The sequence below is a fragment of the Lentzea alba genome, assembly GCF_011067745.1.
GTDB classification, from domain to species: domain Bacteria; phylum Actinomycetota; class Actinomycetes; order Mycobacteriales; family Pseudonocardiaceae; genus Lentzea; species Lentzea alba.
In genome coordinates, this window is sequence record NZ_JAAMPJ010000010.1 from 110343 (window position 1) to 129593 (window position 19251).

2 protein-coding genes are annotated in these 19251 nt (G+C 69.4%); both read left to right on the forward strand.

All coding sequences use genetic code 11. The annotated features are described in order from the left end of the window. Window positions 1-21: 21 nt before the first annotated feature. Complete coding sequence (locus G7043_RS48700) at window positions 22-15027, forward strand: type I polyketide synthase (RefSeq protein WP_242642896.1); 15006 nt, start codon at window positions 22-24, stop codon at window positions 15025-15027. Continuing rightward, the gene (locus tag G7043_RS31795) at window positions 15017-19243 is read left to right on the forward strand and encodes a type I polyketide synthase (RefSeq protein ID WP_390828536.1); all 4227 of its coding nucleotides are present in this window, start codon (window positions 15017-15019) and stop codon (window positions 19241-19243) included. The genes G7043_RS48700 and G7043_RS31795 overlap by 11 nt, the downstream gene beginning before the upstream one ends. Window positions 19244-19251 lie beyond the last annotated feature (8 nt).

A 19251-nucleotide genomic window follows, 5' to 3' on the forward strand; every position in this document is an offset into this window, starting at 1 on the left:
ACTCGACGGAGGTGTGCGTCCATGTTGCGTGCCGAACTGATCCGGCCGTTGCCCGAACTGCTCAGGGCCCACGCCGCGCACTTCGGTGACAAGGTCGCGTTCTCCGACCCGTGGCGCTCGGTCATCTACGCGGACCTGGAGCCGCGCACGCGGCGGCTCGGCGGTCACCTCGCCGGTCTGGTGCCGCGCGGCGCACGGGTGGCGATCCTGCTCGGCAACCGGGTCGAGGTGATCGAGAGCTGCCTGGCGATCACGCGGGCCAGTGCTGTCGGGGTGCTCCTGAACCCGGATTCCTCCGTCGCCGAACTGGCGCATTTCCTGACGGACAGCGGTGCTTCGGTCGTGATCACCGACGCGGCGCACGTGGATCGGTTGCGCGGCCTGGGTGTTCGCTCACTGGTCGTGGTCGGTGACTCGGTTCCCGTTGACACGCTGTCGTTCGCCGAGCTGGCCGCCGGTGGTTCGGCTCCGGCTCGAGACGATCTCGGGCTGGACGAGCACGCGTGGATGCTCTACACGTCCGGCACCACCGGCAAGCCCAAGGGTGTGCTGTCGACTCAGCGCAGCTGTCTGTGGTCGGTGGCGGCTTGTTACGCGCCGATCTACGGGCTGTCGTCGTCGGACGTGGTGTTGTGGCCCGCGCCGTTGTTCCACAGCTTCGCGCACAGCTTGTGCGTGCTGGGCGTGACCGCTGTCGGTGCCACGGCACGGATTCAGAGCGGGTTCTCCGCCGAGGGCGTGCTCGCCGAGTTGCGTTCGGACGTCACGTTCCTGGCCGGCGTTCCGGCGATGTACCACCAGCTCGTGCGCACCGGCGGCACCGCTTCGGGGTTGCGGGTCTGCCTCACCGCCGGCTCGGTCTGCCCGCCCTCGCTGTGCGCGGACTTCGAGGCGGCCTTCGGTGTTCCGCTGCTCGACGGCTACGGCAGCACCGAGACGTGCGGCATGATCGCCGTGAACTGGCCCGCCGGTCTGCGCGTTCCTGGTTCGTGCGGCCTGCCGGTGCCGGGCGTGAGCGTGCGTCTCGTGGACGCCTCCGGTGCCGACGTGCCGTGCGGGTCCGAGGGCGAGGTGTGGGTCAGCGGACCGAACCTGATGGCCGGCTACCACGGCCGGCCTTCCGCGCTGGACGACGGCTGGTACCACACCGGCGACCTGGCCCGTCGCGACCCGCAGGGATATCTGACGATCACCGGGCGCACCAAGGAACTCATCATCCGCGGCGGAGAGAACATCCATCCCGGCGAGATCGAACGCGTGCTGCTGCAGCTTCCCGGCGTTCTCGACGCGGCCGTGGCGGGCCGGCCCGACGAGGTGCTCGGCGAGGTGCCCATCGCGTACGTGGTGCCTGGTCCCGATTTCGACCCCGCCGCTGTGCTCGCCGGGTGCCGTTCGCAGCTGTCGGCCGCGAAGGTTCCGTTCGAGCTGCGGTCGACCTCTGCCGTTCCGCGAACTCCGTCCGGCAAGATCTTCCGCCATCGGCTGGCCTCGCAACCTTCTCGGCTGCGTGCGTCGCTGCAGCCGCTCTACGGCGTCGAGTGGGCTCCCGTTGCCGCCGCGGGGCAGAGGTTCGACCTCACGATCGTCCACAATGGAGCATTGGGCTTGGATGCCTGGCTGGCTTCGGATCCGTCGCCTTCCGCGCGGTTCGTGATCGTGACGCGTCGCGCGGTCGCGGTGAACGACACCGAGGGCGTCCTGGATCTGGAGCACGCTTTTCTGTGGGGTCTGGCGCAGCGCGACCGCATCGTGCTGGTCGACGTCGACTCGGATTCCGTTGACCTGCCGTCCGTTGTCGCGTGCGGGGAGTCGCAACTCGCCGTGCGGGACGGTGTTGTGCTCACACCCCGTCTCACCAGGTTGCCCGCGGTGCACGAGCCGCTGGGACCTGTCGCGGTTCTCGGGTCCGGCCCGATCGCGGACGAGCTTCGTTCGGGTTTCGACGTCTGTGCCCCGGAATCCGCCGCCCTGATCGTGCACACCTCACCGCTTGCCGCCGATCTCACGGTTTCCGCACCGCTGGTGCTGTGCTGGCCCGCCTCCGATCCCGGATTGGGCGCCTTCTGCGACGCGGCGGCCCGGCACCGCCGCTCGCAGGGCTTGCCCGCGGTGTCGCTGGAGTGGGGCGACGGTGCTATCTCCGTGCTCGATGCGCTCGGCTCCGCGCATGCCTGCCAACGTGTTTCCGCGCCCGTCCTCGAGGCGTCCGGGGTGCCCTTGCGCGACCGGCTGGCGCCGTTGTCGGCTGCTGAGCGCGATGTCGTGCTGCTCGGCCTCGTCCAGTCCGCCGCTGCTCGCGTCTGCGGCTCCGCGGTATCGGCTTCCGTTCCGTTCAGTGAGCTCGGCCTGACCTCCGCCGGCGCGGTGGAGCTGCGCAACGACCTGGTCGCGTCGACGGGCCTGCCGCTCGCCGCGACCTGCGCGTTCGATCATCCGACCGGTGCCGCTTTGGCTACTCATCTGCGGGCTTTGCTGTTCGGTGCGGCTGACGTCGCCGTTGATCAGGTGGCTTCGGACGAGCCGATCGCGATCGTGGGCATGGCGTGCCGCTATCCGGGTGGTGTGCGTTCGCCGGAGGACCTGTGGCGCCTGGTGGCCGCCGAGGTCGACGCGATCGGTTCGTTTCCTGGCGATCGCGGCTGGGACGTCGACGCCGGCTACGGGGGCTTCCTGCACGACGCGGCCTCGTTCGACGCCGACTTCTTCGGCATCTCCCCGCGCGAAGCTCTGTCGTTGGACCCTCAGCAACGCTTGCTGCTGGAGGTCTCCTGGGAGGCCTTCGAACACGCGGGCATCGACGTGTTGTCGTTGCGCGGCAGCCAAACCGGCGTGTTCGCCGGCGCCATGTACCACGACTACGGCTCCGGCGTCGGCACCGCGGCCAGCGTCATCTCGGGCCGCGTCGCCTACACCTTCGGCTTCGAGGGGCCCGCGATCACCGTCGACACGGCCTGCTCCTCGTCCCTGGTCTCCCTGCACCTGGCCGCTCAGTCGCTGCGCGGCGGCGAATGCTCGCTGGCGCTGGCGGGCGGAGTGACCGTGATGTCCACTCCTGCCACGTTCGTCGAGTTCGCGCGACAGGGCGCCCTGTCGCCGGACGGCCGCTGCAAGGCCTTCGCCGCGTCCGCCGACGGCACCGGCTGGTCCGAGGGCGTGGGCGTGGTGCTGCTGGAGCGTCTGTCGGACGCCCGCCGCAACGGCCACCGGGTGCTCGCCGTGCTGCGCGGCTCCGCGATCAACTCCGACGGTGCCTCGAACGGCCTGACCGCCCCTCGCTCACCGGCGCAACAACGCGTGATCCGCGCGGCCCTGGCTTCGGCCGGCCTGTCCGCCGCGGACGTCGACGTCGTCGAGGCACACGGCACCGGCACGGTCCTGGGTGATCCGATCGAGGCGCACGCGTTGCTGGCCGTGTACGGCCAGCGGCCGGATCCGGTGTGGCTCGGGTCCTTGAAGTCGAACATCGGCCACACGCAGGCCGCCGCGGGGGTGGGCGGCGTGATCAAGATGGTGCAGGCGCTGCGGTACGGCGTGTTGCCGCGGACTTTGCACGTGGATTCGCCTTCGCCGCATGTGGATTGGTCTTCTGGCGCGGTTGAGCTGCTGACGTCCGCAAGGCCGTGGCCGTCGGTGGACCGTCCGCGTCGGGTCGCCGTGTCGTCGTTCGGCATCTCCGGCACCAATGCGCACGTGATCTTGGAATCCGCGGACGCTCAGGAATTGTCAGACCTGCCTGAGACGATTGGAGTGGGGACCCGATCCCCCCAGGGGGCCCGCCAGTCCGAATCGATTCCGAGGGGTGGGGACGGCGCGGCGGTTCCGCGGGGTCGGGGTAGCGAGGCGATTCCGAAAGGCGAGAGCAGCGCGGCGAGGTTGGTGCCGTGGCTGGTGTCGGCCAAGACCGAGGCGGCGTTGCGAGACCAGACGCAGAGGTTGCTCGCATGGGTGGACAGCCACGAACCCGATCCCGTGGACGTCGCCGCCACGCTCGCGACCCGTTCGACGTTCCCACACCGCGCGGTGCTCCACGGCCACACCGAGATCGCGTCCGGCACCGCGGACCATCCCGAGGTCGTCTTCGTCTTCCCTGGCCAGGGCTCTCAGTGGGCGGGCATGGGCGTGCAGCTCCTCGACGAGTCCCCGGCGTTCGCGTCCCGCATAGCCGAGTGCGCGCGGGCGCTGCAGCCGCACGTCGACTGGGACCTGTTCGAGGTGCTCGGAGACCCGGCCGCGCTGGAACGCGTCGAAGTCGTCCAGCCCGCGCTCTGGGCGGTGATGGTGTCGCTGGCCCACCTCTGGCAGACCCAGGGCGTGGCACCGACGGCCGTCGTGGGCCACTCCCAGGGTGAGATCGCGGCGGCGGTCGTGGCCGGAGCGCTGTCCATTGAGGACGGAGCGCGCGTGGTGGCCTTGCGTGCCAAGCTGATCACCAGGCTCGTCGGCCGGGGCGGGATGACCGTCGTCGACGCGCTGCCCGAGCCCCTCGACCCGCGACTGTCCGTGGCGGCGATCAACGGACCCGAGTCGTTCGTCCTGTCCGGCGACCTCGAAGCGCTCGACACCGTGCAAGGCAAGCGGATCCCGGTCGACTACGCCTCGCACTCCGCCCGCGTCGAGGAACTCCGCGACGAACTGCTGGCCGTTCTCGCCGGCATCGAACCTCGTGAGCCGGCGATCCCGTTCCTCTCCACCTGCGGCGGCGGACCGCCGGACCCCGAGTACTGGTACCGCAACCTGCGCGAAACGGTCCGGTACGACCAGGTCGTCCGCGAGCTCGGCGACAAGATCCTCCTCGAAGTCAGCCCGCATCCGGTGCTGCTGACCGGTTTCGGCACACTCCGCCGTGACGACGGTGGCGAGGACCGCCTCCTGGCCGCCGCGGCACAGCTGTGGGTGCGGGGTGTGGAGGTCGACTGGCGTTTCGACGGGCGTCACGTCGACCTTCCGACCTACGCGTTCCAGCACCAGCGGTACTGGGTGGAACCGGACGGCCACCCGTTGCTGGGCGCGCCCTTCGAACTCGCAGACGCCGCCACCACGATCTTCACCACGCACCTGTCACGGCGAACGTGGCTCGCTGACCACGCGGTGTCCGGCACGGTTCTGTTGCCCGGCACGGCTTTCGTCGAGATGGCGCTGGCGGCCGGCCGCCAGGTGGGCGCCCCGGCGATCGACGAGCTGATCATCGAGGCACCGCTGATCCTGCCGGAACGGGGCAGTGTCGAAGTGCAGGTTGCGGTGGCGCGGGACCACACGTTCACCGTGCACAGCCGCGGCGAGCTGTGGCAGCGGCACGCGAGCGGCACGCTGACCGCCTCGGTCTCGAAGCCCCTCGGCCTGCATGAATGGCCTCCAGCGAACGCCACCGCTGTCGACCTCGCCGGCGTTTACGACACGTTGACCGCCGAAGGGTATGAGTACGGCCCGGAGTTCCAGGGCTTGACCGCGTTGTGGCGGCGGGGCGACGAGCTGTTCGCCGAGGCGCAACTGCCGGGTGATCCTTCCGAGTTCGGGCTGCACCCCGCACTGCTCGACGCCGCGCTGCACCCCATCGCATTGGCAGGCTGGGGAGAAACGCAGCCAGGACAAGCGCTCTTGCCGTTCGCGTGGAACGGCGTCGAGCTGTTCGCGACGGGCGCGACCACCCTGCGCGTCCGGCTGACCCGCAACGGCGACAGCATCTCGGTGCAGTTGGCCGACGGCGCCGGACTGCCGGTCGCGGCCGTGAAGTCCCTGATGCTGCGACCGACGCTGCTCAAAGACCTGCTGTACCGGGTCGAGTGGGCACCCATCGCGTTGCCGCGCGTCACCGAGATGCCTGACGACGTCGTTGTGGTGTCGCCGCAGAACGTTCATGCGGCGTTGGAACAGCTGCAACAATGGATCGGCGAGAACACCCGGCTCGTCGTGCACACCTGCGGCGCGGTTGACTCCGACCTCGACGGCGCCGCGGTGTGGGGACTGGTGCGATCGGCGCAGTCCGAACATCCGGGCCAGATCTTCCTCGTCGACGCTGACGACTCGGCGCTGCCCGCTGCGGTCGCGTCCGGCGAACCGCAGCTGATGGTGCGAGACGGTCAGGCGTACGTCCCACGGCTGCGGCAGGCTCAACCGTCCACTGAGGACAGTATGCTCGGCAGTGGCACTGTTTTGATCACCGGCGGAACCGGTGCGTTGGGTGGCTTGATCGCGCGGCATCTCGTTGCCGCGCACGGCGTCCGGCGGCTGGTGCTGGTGAGCCGGCGGGGCGTTGGCCCTGAGCTGGAAGCCGAGCTCGCCGCGCACGTCACGGTCGCCGCTTGCGATGTCGCCAACCGTGCCGAACTGGCGGCCTTGCTCGAAGGCATTCCCGATCTTTCGGCCGTGATCCACGCGGCGGGGGTGCTGGACGACGGCGTGATCACCTCGCTGACGCCCGAACGCCTCGACACCGTGCTGCGCCCCAAAGTCATCGGCGCGATGAATCTGCACGAGCTCGTGCCGTCCGTGCCGTTGGTGCTGTTCTCGTCGGTGGCGGGCGTGTTCGGCAGTCCGGGGCAGAGCAACTACGCGGCAGCCAACGCGTTCCTGGACGCCCTCGCGCGGCACCGCCACGTGCGCGGACTGCCCGGCGTCTCCATCGCGTGGGGACTGTGGGAGCGAACCAGCGCGCTGACCGCCCACCTCCCTCGGGCCGGCGTCCACGACAACACCGTCGCGATGTCCGACGAGACCGGCCTCACCTTGTTCGACGCGGCGTTACGCGCTTCCGAACCCGCGTTGATCGCAGCCCAGTTCTCAGCGAACCCGTTGCGTCGCAACGCTGACATGCGCTTGCCGACCCTTTCTGAACCGGACCAGCGGCAGAGCCTCCTGGATCTGGTGCGCGCCAGCACCGCCGCGGTCCTCGGCCACGCCGCGAACGCCGTCGAGCCCACCCGCGCCTTCGCCGAACTCGGCTTCGACTCCCTGACCGCTGTCGAACTCCGCAACCGCCTGTCCGCCGCCACCGACCTCCGCCTGCCCGCGACCCTCGTCTTCGACCACCCGACTCCACTGGCCCTGGCCGAACACCTTTCCGGGGAACTGCGCGGCTCGCACACCCCGGTCACCGCTGCCTCGGTTCGTTCGGACGAGCCGATCGCGATCGTGGGTATGGCGTGCCGCTATCCGGGCGGTGTCCGTTCGCCCGAGGACCTGTGGGACCTGGTGCTGAACGAGGTCGACGCGATCGGCGAGTTCCCGGCGGACCGCGGCTGGGACGCTGTGTACGACCCGGATCCTGATCGTCCCGGCAAGTCGTCGACGCGCTACGGCGGTTTCCTTTACGACGCGGCGGAGTTCGACGCCGAGTTCTTCGGGCTGGCGCCCCGCGAGGCGCTCGCGATGGACCCGCAGCAACGGCTGTTGCTGGAGGTCTCGTGGGAGGTGCTCGAACGCGCCGGCATTGACCCGTTGTCGTTGCGCGGCAGTCAAACCGGCGTGTTCACCGGCGTCATGTACCACGACTACGCCTCGCGTCTCGACTCGATTCCCGAGGAGGTCGAGCCCTACCTGGGCCTGGGCACGGCGGGCAGCGTGGCGTCCGGCCGTGTTGCGTACGCGCTGGGCTTCGAGGGCCCGGCGATCACGGTCGACACAGCGTGCTCATCGTCTCTGGTGGCTCTGCACTGGGCTGCGCAGGCGTTGCGCAACGGCGAGTGCTCGCTCGCTCTGGCCGGCGGCGTCGCGGTGATGGCCACGCCCGCCACATTCGTCGAGTTCAGTCGCCAGCGCGGGTTGTCTGCCGACGGGCGGTGCAAGGCCTTCGCCGCGTCGGCTGACGGGACCGGGTGGTCGGAGGGCATTGGCGTGCTCCTGGTCGAGCGCCTTTCTGACGCGCAGCGCAACGGACACCGCGTGCTCGCCGTCGTCCGGGGTTCCGCCGTGAACTCCGACGGCGCGTCGAACGGCCTGACCGCGCCCAACGGCCCGTCGCAACAGCGCGTGATCCAGCGGGCTCTTGCTTCGGCCGGACTGTCTGCTGCCGATGTCGATCTCGTCGAGGGGCATGGCACCGGGACTGTTTTGGGTGATCCGATCGAGGCGCAGGCGTTGATCGCTGTCCATGGCCAGCGGGTGGATCCGGTGTGGCTGGGGTCGTTGAAGTCGAACATCGGTCACGCTCAGGCTGCGGCGGGCGTTGGTGGTGTGATCAAGATGGTGCAGGCGATGCGGCATGGAGTGCTGCCGCGGACCTTGCACGTGGACTCGCCTTCGCCGCAGGTGGATTGGTCTTCGGGGGCGGTGGAGCTGCTGACGGCGGCTCGGGTGTGGCCGTCGGTGGATCGTCCGCGGCGGGCGGCGGTGTCGTCTTTCGGGGTGTCCGGCACGAACGCGCACGTGATCTTGGAGGCTGGGCCGGTTTCCGCTGGCCAGGAATTGTCGGACCTGCCTGAGATGATGGGAGTGGGGACCCGATCCCCCCAGGGGGCCTGCCAGTCCGAATCGATTCCGGACGCCGCGCTGGGCGAGGTGCCGTTGGTCGTGTCGGCGAGGAGCGCGGACGCGTTGCGGGCGCAGGCGGGTCGGCTGCTGGAGTGCACGGACCGGCGTTTGGACCTCGGGTACTCGCTCGTCACCACGCGGGCGGCGCTGGAGCACCGGGCCGTGGTCGTCGGGGACGGGCTCGGGGCGCTCGCCGAAGGCAGGGTGAGTCCGCACGTCGTGGAGGGCGTCGCGGTGACCGGGCGTCGGGTGGCGTTTCTGTTCAGTGGGCAGGGCAGTCAGCGGCCGGGCATGGGGCGAGAGTTGTACGAGGCGTTCCCGGTGTTCGCGGCGGCGTTCGACGAGGTCTGCGCGCATCTGGGCGACGGTCTGCGCGATCTGGTCTTCGGCGGAGGGCCGCTCGACCGGACCGCCGATGCGCAGTCCGCGTTGTTCGCCGTCGAGGTCGCGCTGTTCCGGCTGGTAGAGGCGTTCGGGGTGCGGCCGGACTTCCTCGTGGGGCACTCGATCGGCGAGCTGGCGGCAGCGCACGTGGCAGGAGTGTTGTCGCTGGAGGACGCGGCAACGCTCGTCGCGGCGCGCGGCAGGTTGATGCAGGCGTTGCCCGCAGGTGGCGCGATGGTGGCGGTTCAGGCGAGCGAGCGGGAAATCGTGCCGTTGCTGACGGGCCGGGTCGACATCGCGGCGGTGAACGGGCCGGACGCGGTCGTGATCTCCGGTGATGAGGACGAGGTGCTCGCGATTGCCGCGCGGTTCGCGACGTCGAAACGCATCGACGTCAGTCACGCGTTCCACTCGCCGCTCGTCGAACCGATTCTCGACGAGTTCCGGCGCGTCGCGGAGGGCCTGACCTACCGGGAGCCGTCGATCCCCGTGGTGGCTGGGCAGGTCAGTTCGCCGGAGTACTGGGTGGAACACGCGCGCCGGACCGTGTGCTTCGCAGACGCCGTGCGCACCGTGGCGGACGAAGGCGTCACGGCGTTTCTGGAACTCGGTCCGCGTGGCGTGCTCACAGCACTTGCCGCCGACAACCTGTCTTCAGTGGACGGGTGCGTGTTCAGCGCCGCCTTGCGCGACGCGCAGGAGCCGGCGGGGCTGCTGACGGCGCTGGCCGAGTTGTACGTGCGCGGCGTTCAGGTGGGTTGGGAGCGGTTCTTCGACGGAACGGGCGCGCGCCGCGTCGACCTGCCCACTTATGCCTTCCAGCGCAAGCGCTACTGGTTGGACGGTTCAGCGCCAACGGCCGTGGCGAGCGCATCGGAACGTGACCTGCTCGACGTGGTGCGCGCACACACGGCGGCGGTGCTCGGCCACGAGAGCCCGGACGCCGTTGACCCCGCACGGGCGTTCAGCGAGTGCGGATTCGACTCGTTCATGGCGGTGCAGTTGCGCAACCGGCTGGCGACGGCCACCGGTATGACCTTGCCGGCCACTTTGTTGTTCGACTACCCGACTCCGCGGGCGCTGGCGGAGCATTTGCGTGGCGGGCGCAGGGATTCCGTTGTGGTGACCCGTGCCGACGAGCCGATCGCGATCGTCGGGATGGCGTGCCGGTATCCGGGTGGGGTCGCCTCGCCGGACGACCTGTGGCGGCTGGTGGCCGAGGGGCGCGACGCGATCAGCGGCCCGCCGGTGGACCGTGGCTGGGACTTCGCGGAGTCGTACGTTCGTGAGGGTGGCTTTCTGCACGACGCGGGACGGTTCGACGCCGAGTTCTTCGGGATCAACCCGCGTGAGGCGCTCGCGATGGACCCGCAGCAGCGGCTGTTGCTTGAGGTGTCCTGGGAGGCCGTGGAACGTGCCGGGATCGACCCGTTGTCGTTGCGCGGCAGCCAAACCGGCGTGTTCACCGGCGCCGTCTACCACGACTACGCGTCACGGCTGTACGACCGCGCGCCCGACGACGTCATGGGCTACCTCGGCACCGGCGGCGCGGCCAGCGTTGCGTCCGGCCGGGTGGCTTACACGTTCGGGTTCGAGGGGCCGGCGATCACGGTCGACACGGCGTGCTCGTCGTCTCTGGTGGCTCTGCACTGGGCCGCGCAGGCGTTGCGCAACGGCGAGTGCTCGCTTGCCTTGGCGGGGGGCGCGACGGTGATGCCGACACCGATGCCGTTCGTCGAGTTCAGCAGGCAGCGCGCGCTCGCTCCTGATGGCCGGTGCAAGCCGTTCGCGGCTTCTGCAGATGGCACCGCATGGGCAGAAGGTGTCGGTGTGTTGTTGGTGGAGCGGCTCTCCGACGCCCAACGCAACGGCCACGAAGTGCTCGCTGTCGTGCGTGGGTCGGCGGTGAACCAGGACGGCGCGTCAAACGGGCTGACGGCGCCCAACGGACCATCGCAGCAGCGGGTGATCCGTGCGGCGCTTGCGGCGGCGGGGCTGTCCATGGCCGATGTTGATGTCGTTGAGGCGCACGGCACCGGCACTGAGTTGGGCGACCCGATCGAGGCGCAGGCCGTGATCGCGACTTATGGGCAGCGGACTGAGCCGGTGTGGCTGGGGTCGCTGAAGTCCAACATCGGCCACTCGCAGGCGGCGGCGGGCGTCGGCGGCGTGATCAAGATGGTGCAGGCGATGCGGCACGGACTGTTGCCGGCGACCTTGCACGTGGACTCGCCGACGCCGCACGTGGACTGGTCGGCGGGCGCGGTCGAGTTGCTGACGGAGGCTCGGCCGTGGCCCGCCGGGTCCGGGCCGCGCCGGGCCGGGGTGTCGTCGTTCGGGATGAGCGGCACGAACGCGCACGTGATCTTGGAGGCCGCTCCGGTTTCGGCCGGTCGGGAATTGTCGGACCTGCCTGAGATGATTGGAGTGGGGACCCGATCCCCCCAGGGGGCCTGCCAATCGGGATCGATTCCGGGCGCCGCGGCGGACGCGGGCAGCGACGCCGCGGATGGGATTGCCGCGGATGGGATTGCCGCGGATGGGATTGCCGCGGATGGGATTGCCGCGGATGGGATTGCCGCGGATGGGATCGCGCCGGATGACCAGGTGGATTCGGCGAAGGACGTGGTCGTCGGTGTGAAGGGCGTAGCTGCGATCGGGTCGGACGTCGTGGGCGGGCAAGTCGCCAAGGACGTGACGAGTACCGCGGCTCGTCGATCGGAGCTGACGAGTGACCCGGTGAGCGTCGCGGTTGGGCCGGTTCCGTGGGTGGTGTCGGGCAAGTCCGAGGCGGCGTTGCGGGCGCAGGTTGAGCGGTTGGTGGCGTTCGCGGGGGAGCATCCTGAGCTCGACCCGGCGGATGTTGGCGGTGCGCTCGCGGCCAAGGCGGTGTTCGGGCATCGGGCGGTTCTGTCGGCGGACGGGGTGGAGATCGCTTCCGGGGCGGCGCAGGGCGGCGAGCGGGTGGCGTTCGTGTTTCCCGGCCAGGGCTCGCAGTGGGTGGGCATGGCGGTGGAACTGATCGAGCAAGCGCCGGTGTTCGCCGAGCGGATGCGTGAGTGCGCGGTCGCCTTGAGTCGGTGGGTCGACTGGGATTTGTTCGAGGTCGTGCGGGACGCCGAGGCGTTGGAGCGGGTTGAGGTCGTGCAGCCCGCGCTGTGGGCGGTCATGGTGTCGTTGGCCGGGTTGTGGCGGGCGTACGGGGTTGAGCCGCAGGCCGTTGTCGGGCATTCGCAGGGGGAGATCGCGGCTGCGGTCGTTGCCGGGGCGTTGTCCCTTGAGGACGGTGCTCGGGTGGTTTGTTTGCGCAGCAAGGCGATCGCCGGGTTGGCGGGTACGGGTGGCATGGTGTCGGTTGCACTGCCTGTGGACGCGGCCGGCCAACTCGCGCGAAAGGTGCACGTTGCGGCGGTTAACGGGCCCGCTGCCACGGTTCTCGCCGGGGAGCCGGAGGCGTTGGAAGAGCTGTTGGCGGTTTGTGAGGCTCGGGGGGTGCACGCGCGGCGGATTCCGGTGGACTACGCGTCGCACACGCCGCAGGTCGAGGCTGTTCGGGAAGAGATTCTTGAGGCGCTGCAGGGGATTGAACCCCGGCGAACCGGGATCGACTACTACTCGACGTTGACGGGGGAACGGTTCGACACGGCCGGGCTCGATGCGGGGTACTGGTACGAGAACTTGCGCGGCACCGTCAGGTTCGCAGGGGCGATCGAGCAGCTCGCGCAGGACGGGTACGGGGTGTTCGTCGAGGTCAGCGCGCATCCGGTGTTGACGATCGGGATTGAGGACGTGGTCGAGGGGACCGTGGTCGGGTCGCTGCGCAGGGACGACGGCGGGTGGGGGCGATTCCTGGGGGAGTTGGCGCGGGCCTGGGTTGGTGGGGCGAACGTCGACTGGGCGCGGTGTTGTCGCGGGGCGCGGCGGGTCGAGCTGCCGACGTATGCCTTTCAGCGCAAGCACTACTGGCTGACAGCGGCCGGGCATCCGTGGCTGGGGAGTGCGATCAGCTTGGCGTCGGGCGGGTTGCTGTTCAACGGGAAGATGTCGCTCGCGGCGCATCCATGGCTGGCTGATCACGCGGTGCTGGGGTCGGTGTTGTTGCCGGGCACCGGGTTCCTCGAGATGGCGTTGCACGCCGCGCGGGAGGCCGCGTGTGGCGTGGTGGAAGAGTTGACCATCTTGGCGCCGTTGGTGGTGTCGGAGGCCGAGCTGCAGGTGGTGGTTGGCAGTCCGGACGAGGTGGGGCGGCGGACGATCGAGGTGTTCTCGCGGGGTGAGGAGTGGGTTTGCCACGCGAGCGGGGTGCTGGCGCCCGGTGGGCCGCCGGAGGTGGAGATCGCGTGGCCGCCTGTCGGGGAAGAGGTGGCGGTTGGCGATTTGTATGAGCGGTTGAGCGGTATCGGGTTCGTTTACGGGCCGAGGTTCCGAGGGTTGCACCGGGTTTGGCGGGGCGATGGCGAGGTGTTCGCCGAGGTGAGGTTACCGGAAGGGGAACCTGGGTTCGGGGTGCACCCGGCGTTGTTCGATGCCGCGTTGCACGCGATCGCGCTGGAGAACGACGAGAGCAGGGTGCCGTTCGCGTGGAGCGGGGTGTCGCTGGCCGCGACCGGTGCTTCGGTGCTTCGGGTGCGGTTGAGCGAGATCGGGAGTGACGTGGTGTCGCTCGTCGCGGTCGATGAGAGCGGCCGTGCCGTGGTGAACGTTGATTCGTTGGTGATCCGGCCCGTGTCGTCTGGTCAGCTCGCGCCCGAGTCGCTGTATGCGGTGCGGTGGAAGCCGATTCCGGTCGTGGATGCTGAGCTGTCGGGGGAAGTTGTTGAGCTGCACCACGTGCGCCAGGCGTTGATGGTGTTGCAGAAATGGGTCGCGGGTGTGCAGGAACCGCTCGTGCTCGTCACGAAGAACGCGACGGGGGAGGATCCGGACCTGGCCGGCGCGGCGGTGTGGGGACTGGTGCGGTCCGCGCAGTCGGAGAACCCCGGCAAGATCGTCCTGGTTGACGTCGAGGGTGAGGTGCGCCAGGAGGAGTTGGCGGCGGCGGTGGCGTCCGGGGAGCCGCAGCTTGCGTTGCGCGGCAACGAGGTGCTGGTGCCGCGGCTCGCCAGGACCACGCTGGGGGAGCAGGCCGTCAGGTTGGACGGCACGGTGTTGATCACCGGTGGCACGGGCACGTTGGGCAGGCTGGTGGCGCGGCATCTCGTCACCGCGCATGGGGTTCGGCGCCTGGTGCTCGCCAGCAGGCGAGGTGGGGACGCTGAACTGGAAGCACTCGGTGCCGAGGTTGTGCGGTGCGATGTGGCGGATCGGGCGGCGTTGGAGCGGTTGTTGGCCGAGCGTCGGGTGGACGCCGTGGTGCACATGGCGGGAACGCTCGACGACGGCGTGATCTCGTCGCTCACGCCCGAGCGCGTTGATGGGGTGTGGCGGCCCAAAGCGGATGCGGCCTGGCATCTGCACGAGCTGTTGCCGGACGTGCCGATGGTGTACTTCTCGTCGGCCGCGGGCACGTTCGGCGGGCCGGGGCAGGCGAATTACGCGGCGGCGAACGCGTACCTGGACGCATTGGCGAAGCATCGGTGGGCGCGTGGGTTGCCGGCTGTGTCGCTCGCGTGGGGGCTGTGGGCCGAAGAAAGCGGCATGACCGGGCACCTCAGCGAGGTCGACCGAGCCCGGATGGCTCGTAGCGGCATCAGGCTGTTGGGTGCGGAGGAAGGCTTGCGGCTGTTCGACGCGGCCTTGCGGTGCGGGGAACCGGTGTTGGTGCCGGTGCCGTTGGCTACTGCTGCGCAGGTGGTGCATCCGTTGTTGCGCGGGCTGGTTCGGGAGCGGGAGCCGGAGATCGAGGCGTGGCGGCCGACCGGGGAACCGGGGCAGGTGCTTGACCTGGTGCGCGCTGAGGTGGCCGGGGTGCTCGGGATTCCGGAGCGGGTGCCGGCTGAGCGGACGTTCAAGGAGCTCGGGTTCGACTCGCTCACCGCGGTGGAGTTGCGCAACAGGCTGAGTGCCGCGATCGGCGTGCGCTTGCCGTCGACGCTGGTCTTCGACCACCCCAGTCCGGGTGCGCTGGCCGAGCATCTGATGGCCGAGTTGCTGCCGGACGTCGGGGCGGAGGAAACCGACGTGATCGACGACATGGACGCCGACGACCTGGTGCGGCTGGTGCTCGGTGGGCGCTGAGGCGGAGGGGCACGTGGACCAGGTCGTGAAGGCGCTGCGCGTTGCGGTCAAGGAGAACCAGCGGTTGCGGCGCGAGAACGACGAACTGCTGGCGCGGCTGAACGAACCGGTCGCGATCGTCGGGATGGCGTGCCGGTATCCGGGCGGGGTGCGGTCGCCGGAGGATTTGTGGCGGGTGGTCGCGGACGAGGTGGACGCCATCGGGCCGTTCCCGGGAGACCGCGGCTGGGATCTGGACGCGTTGTACTCGCCGGATCCGTCGGTGAGCGGGACCTGCTACACGCGGTCGGGCGGGTTTCTTCATGACGCTGCGGAGTTCGATGCGGGATTCTTCGGGATCTCGCCGCGGGAGGCGCTGACGATCGATCCGCAGCAGCGGTTGTTGCTGGAGACGTCGTGGGAGGCGTTCGAGGACGCCGGGATCGACGCGTTGTCGTTGCGGCGCAGCAGGACCGGGGTGTTCGCCGGAGTCATGTACAACGACTACGGGTCGCGGTTCTCGGGGCGGGTGCCGACGTTGCTCGAGGGGCATCTGGGGATCGGCAGCGCGGGGAGCGTGGCGTCGGGGCGAGTGGCCTACACGTTCGGGTTGGAGGGGCCCGCGGTCACGGTGGACACGGCCTGCTCGTCGTCGCTGGTGGCGTTGCACCTGGCGGTGCAGTCGTTGCGGGCGGGGGAGTGTTCGCTGGCGTTGGCCGGCGGGGTGGCGCTGATGGCGAGTCCGGCGGTGTTCGTGGAGTTCAGCAGGCAGCGCGGGTTGTCGGTCGACGGGCGGTGCAAGGCTTTCGCCGCTTCGGCTGACGGCACGGGGTGGGCTGAGGGAGTCGGGGTTTTGCTGCTGGAGCGGCTTTCCGATGCTCGGCGCAACGGGCACGAGGTTTTGGCGGTCGTGCGCGGGTCGGCGGTCAACTCGGACGGGGCTTCGAACGGGCTCACCGCGCCCAACGGACCGTCACAGCAGCGGGTGATTCGTGCGGCGCTGGCGCAGGCTCGGCTGGAACCATCCGATGTGGACGCGGTGGAGGCGCACGGCACCGGGACCTTGCTCGGGGATCCGATCGAGGCGCAGGCGTTGATCGCTGTGCACGGTGAGCGTTCTCGGCCGCTGTGGCTGGGGTCGTTGAAGTCGAACATCGGTCACGCGCAGGCTGCGGCCGGGGTCGGTGGCGTGATCAAGATGGTGATGGCGATGCGGCACGGTGTGCTGCCGCGGACCCTGCACGTGGACTCGCCTTCACCACACGTGGAGTGGTCGGCTGGTTCGGTCGAGTTGCTGACGTCGGCTCGGCCGTGGCCGTCGGTGGATCGTCCGCGCCGGGCGGGGGTGTCGTCTTTCGGCGTGTCGGGCACCAATGCGCACGTGATCTTGGAAGCTGCGAGCGCGCAGGAATTGTCAGACCTGGCTGAGATGATTGGAGTGGGGACCCGATCCCCCCAGGGGGCCCGTCAGTCCGAATCGATTCCGATTGCCCAGGCAGGCGAGGTGTCGCTGGTTGCTGGCGCGGGCGGGGTGCGGCGCGTCGCCGGGGCCGGCGGGGTGCTGCGGGTTGCCGAGGCAGGCGAGGTGCCCCTGATTGCCGGCGTGGGCGAGGTGCCGCCGGTCGTCGCGGCAGGCGGGGTACCGCTGGTTGTGGGGGCGGGCGGGGTACCGCTGGTTGTGGGGGCGGGCGAGGTGCCGCTGGTCGTGTCGGCGAGGAGCGCGAAAGCGTTGAGGGCGCGGATCGAGCAGGTGCGGGACCTGGAGCCGACCGCCGACGTCGCGTTTTCGCTGGTCACGACCAGGGCGATGCTGGAACACCGGGCCGTCGTCGTGGGCGGTCGGGTGGTCGAGGGTGTGGCCGACGTCGAGGGCGAGGTCTGCTTCGTCTTCCCGGGCCAGGGCGCGCAGTGGGTAGGCATGGCGCGCGACCTGATCAAGGCCGAACCGGTGTTCGCGCAGCGGATCCGGGAGTGCGCGGAAGCCCTGGAGCCGGAAGTCGAATGGGACCTGTTCGAGGTGCTCGGCAACGCCGAAGCGCTGGAGCGGGCCGACGTCGTGCAGCCCGCGCTCTGGGCCGTGATGGTGTCGCTCGCGCACCTGTGGCGGGCCGGAGGGGTGGAACCGAAAGCGGTCGTCGGGCACTCGCAGGGGGAGATCGCGGCCGCGGTCACGGCCGGGGCGCTGTCCGTCGAGGACGGAGCCAGGATCGTGGCGCGGCGCAGCAAGCTGATCGCGCGGCGGCTCGCGGGCAGGGGCGGCATGGTCGTCGTGTCGGAGCTGCCGCGTGATCCGCGGTTGGCGGTGGCGGCGATCAACGGGCCGGGGTCGATCGTGGTGTCGGGTGATCTGGATGCGATTGAAGCCGTGGCGGGCAAGCGGATTCCGGTGGACTACGCGTCACATTCCCACCACGTCGAGGAGTTGAGGGACGACCTGATCAGGGTGCTCGACGGCATCACGCCGAAGAAGGCGGCGATCGAGTTCTTCTCGACGGTGGACGAGAAGTGGCTCGACACGACCGAGCTGAACGCCGAGTACTGGTACCGGAACGTGAGGCAGACCGTGTTGTTCGAGTCGGCGATGAGGACGCTGGCCGACCACGGGTATCGCAAGTTCATCGAGATCAGCCCGCATCCGGTGCTGACGGTCGCGGTCGAGCAGACGGTGGAAGGCGCTGCCGTCACGGGGACCCTCCACCGCGACGACGGCGGACCGGACCGGTTCGTGCGGGCGCTCGGCGAAGCGTTCGTGCGCGGGGTCGAGGTCGACTGGGCAGGGATGTTCCCCGGAGCGCGGAAGGTCAAGTTGCCGACCTATCCGTTCCAACGGCGACGCTACTGGCTCGACGCGAACCACCCGGCCGAACAGCCGGAGGAAACGGCCGAGGATCTGTTCGAGCTGGTGTGTGCGACGACGAAAGCCGTGCTCCGGCTGGAAGACGACGAGTTCGACGCCGCGAAACCGTTCAAGGACATGGGCGTCGACTCACTGCTGGCGGTGGAGCTGCGCAACCGGGTGGCGACGGCGAGCGGGCGCAGGCTGCCGGCCACCATTGTGTTCGACCACCCCACGCCCGCTGCGCTGGCGGCGTTCCTGAACGGCGGCAGCGCGATCACGGAGATCGACTTCGCGGAGGAAATCGCGCTGGATCAAGACATCCAGCCGACCATCCGAGCAACCGGTGAACCGCGAGAGATCTTGCTGACAGGCGCGACTGGCTTCCTCGGGGCGTTCCTGCTGCGCGACCTCCTCGACCAGACGACAGCCCGCGTGCACTGTCTAGTGCGGGCCGACGACGACACCACAGCGTTGGCCCGCCTCAAAAACAACCTCGACTGGTATGGCCTCGACGTCGATCTCGACCGCGTCCGAACGGTCAGAGGAGATCTTGCCGAACCCCGACTGGGCCTCGACGAGCAACGGTTCGACAACCTGGCGCGAAAAATCGACGTCGTCTATCACGCGGGCGCGCAGGTCAACTGGCTGCAGCCGTACCAGGATCTCAAGGCGGCCAACGTCAAAGGCACCGAAGAAGTGCTGCGCCTGGCCGCGAGACATCGCACAGTGCGAGTGCACTACGTGTCCACCACGGGAGTGTTCGCGCAGCCGGGAGGACCGAAGTCCACGGATGCCGAGACCGGGCCGGCCGAGCAGCTGCCAACGGGGTACCAGCAGAGCAAGTGGGTCTCCGAGGAGATCGTGCGAGAGGCACAACGGAGGGGTCTGCCCGTCACGGTGTACCGGCCGGACACGGTGTGCGGCAGCCAGGTCGACGGCGCCTGCCAGACGAACGACTTCGTGTGGCGCAGCCTCAAAGGCTGCCTGCAGGCCAAAGCTGTGCCCGCACAAGCAAAAGGGCTGTTCACGATCGCGCCGGTCGACTACGTCAGCGCCGCGATCGTCGGACTGTCGATGGAACCCAGGCAAGACACCTACCACCTGTACAACCCCGAACCGGTGAGCCTGAACAACCTCATCGACCGCCTCAACCACCACGGCTACGACCTCGAAGAAATCCCGAGAGACCAGTGGAACGACCGCGTGAGCAGCGATCCGGACAACGCCGCGAACGCCCTCCTGGACGTGTTCACCGCAGCGACCCAGGCCGAAGAACTGCGCATCACCTACGACATCGAGGAAACGGTCGAAGCAGGCTTCCCGTGCCCGGAGATCACCGACGACCTGCTCGACACCTGCATCCGGTTCTTCCAGCGCACCGGCTACTTCCCCCAGTGAAAGGACCA

What these genes read in the sequence shown, in the direction of transcription:
- G7043_RS48700 (WP_242642896.1), top strand. Translation starts at nt 22, where the DNA reads ATGTTGCGTGCCGAACTGATCCGGCCGTTGCCCGAACTGCTCAGGGCC.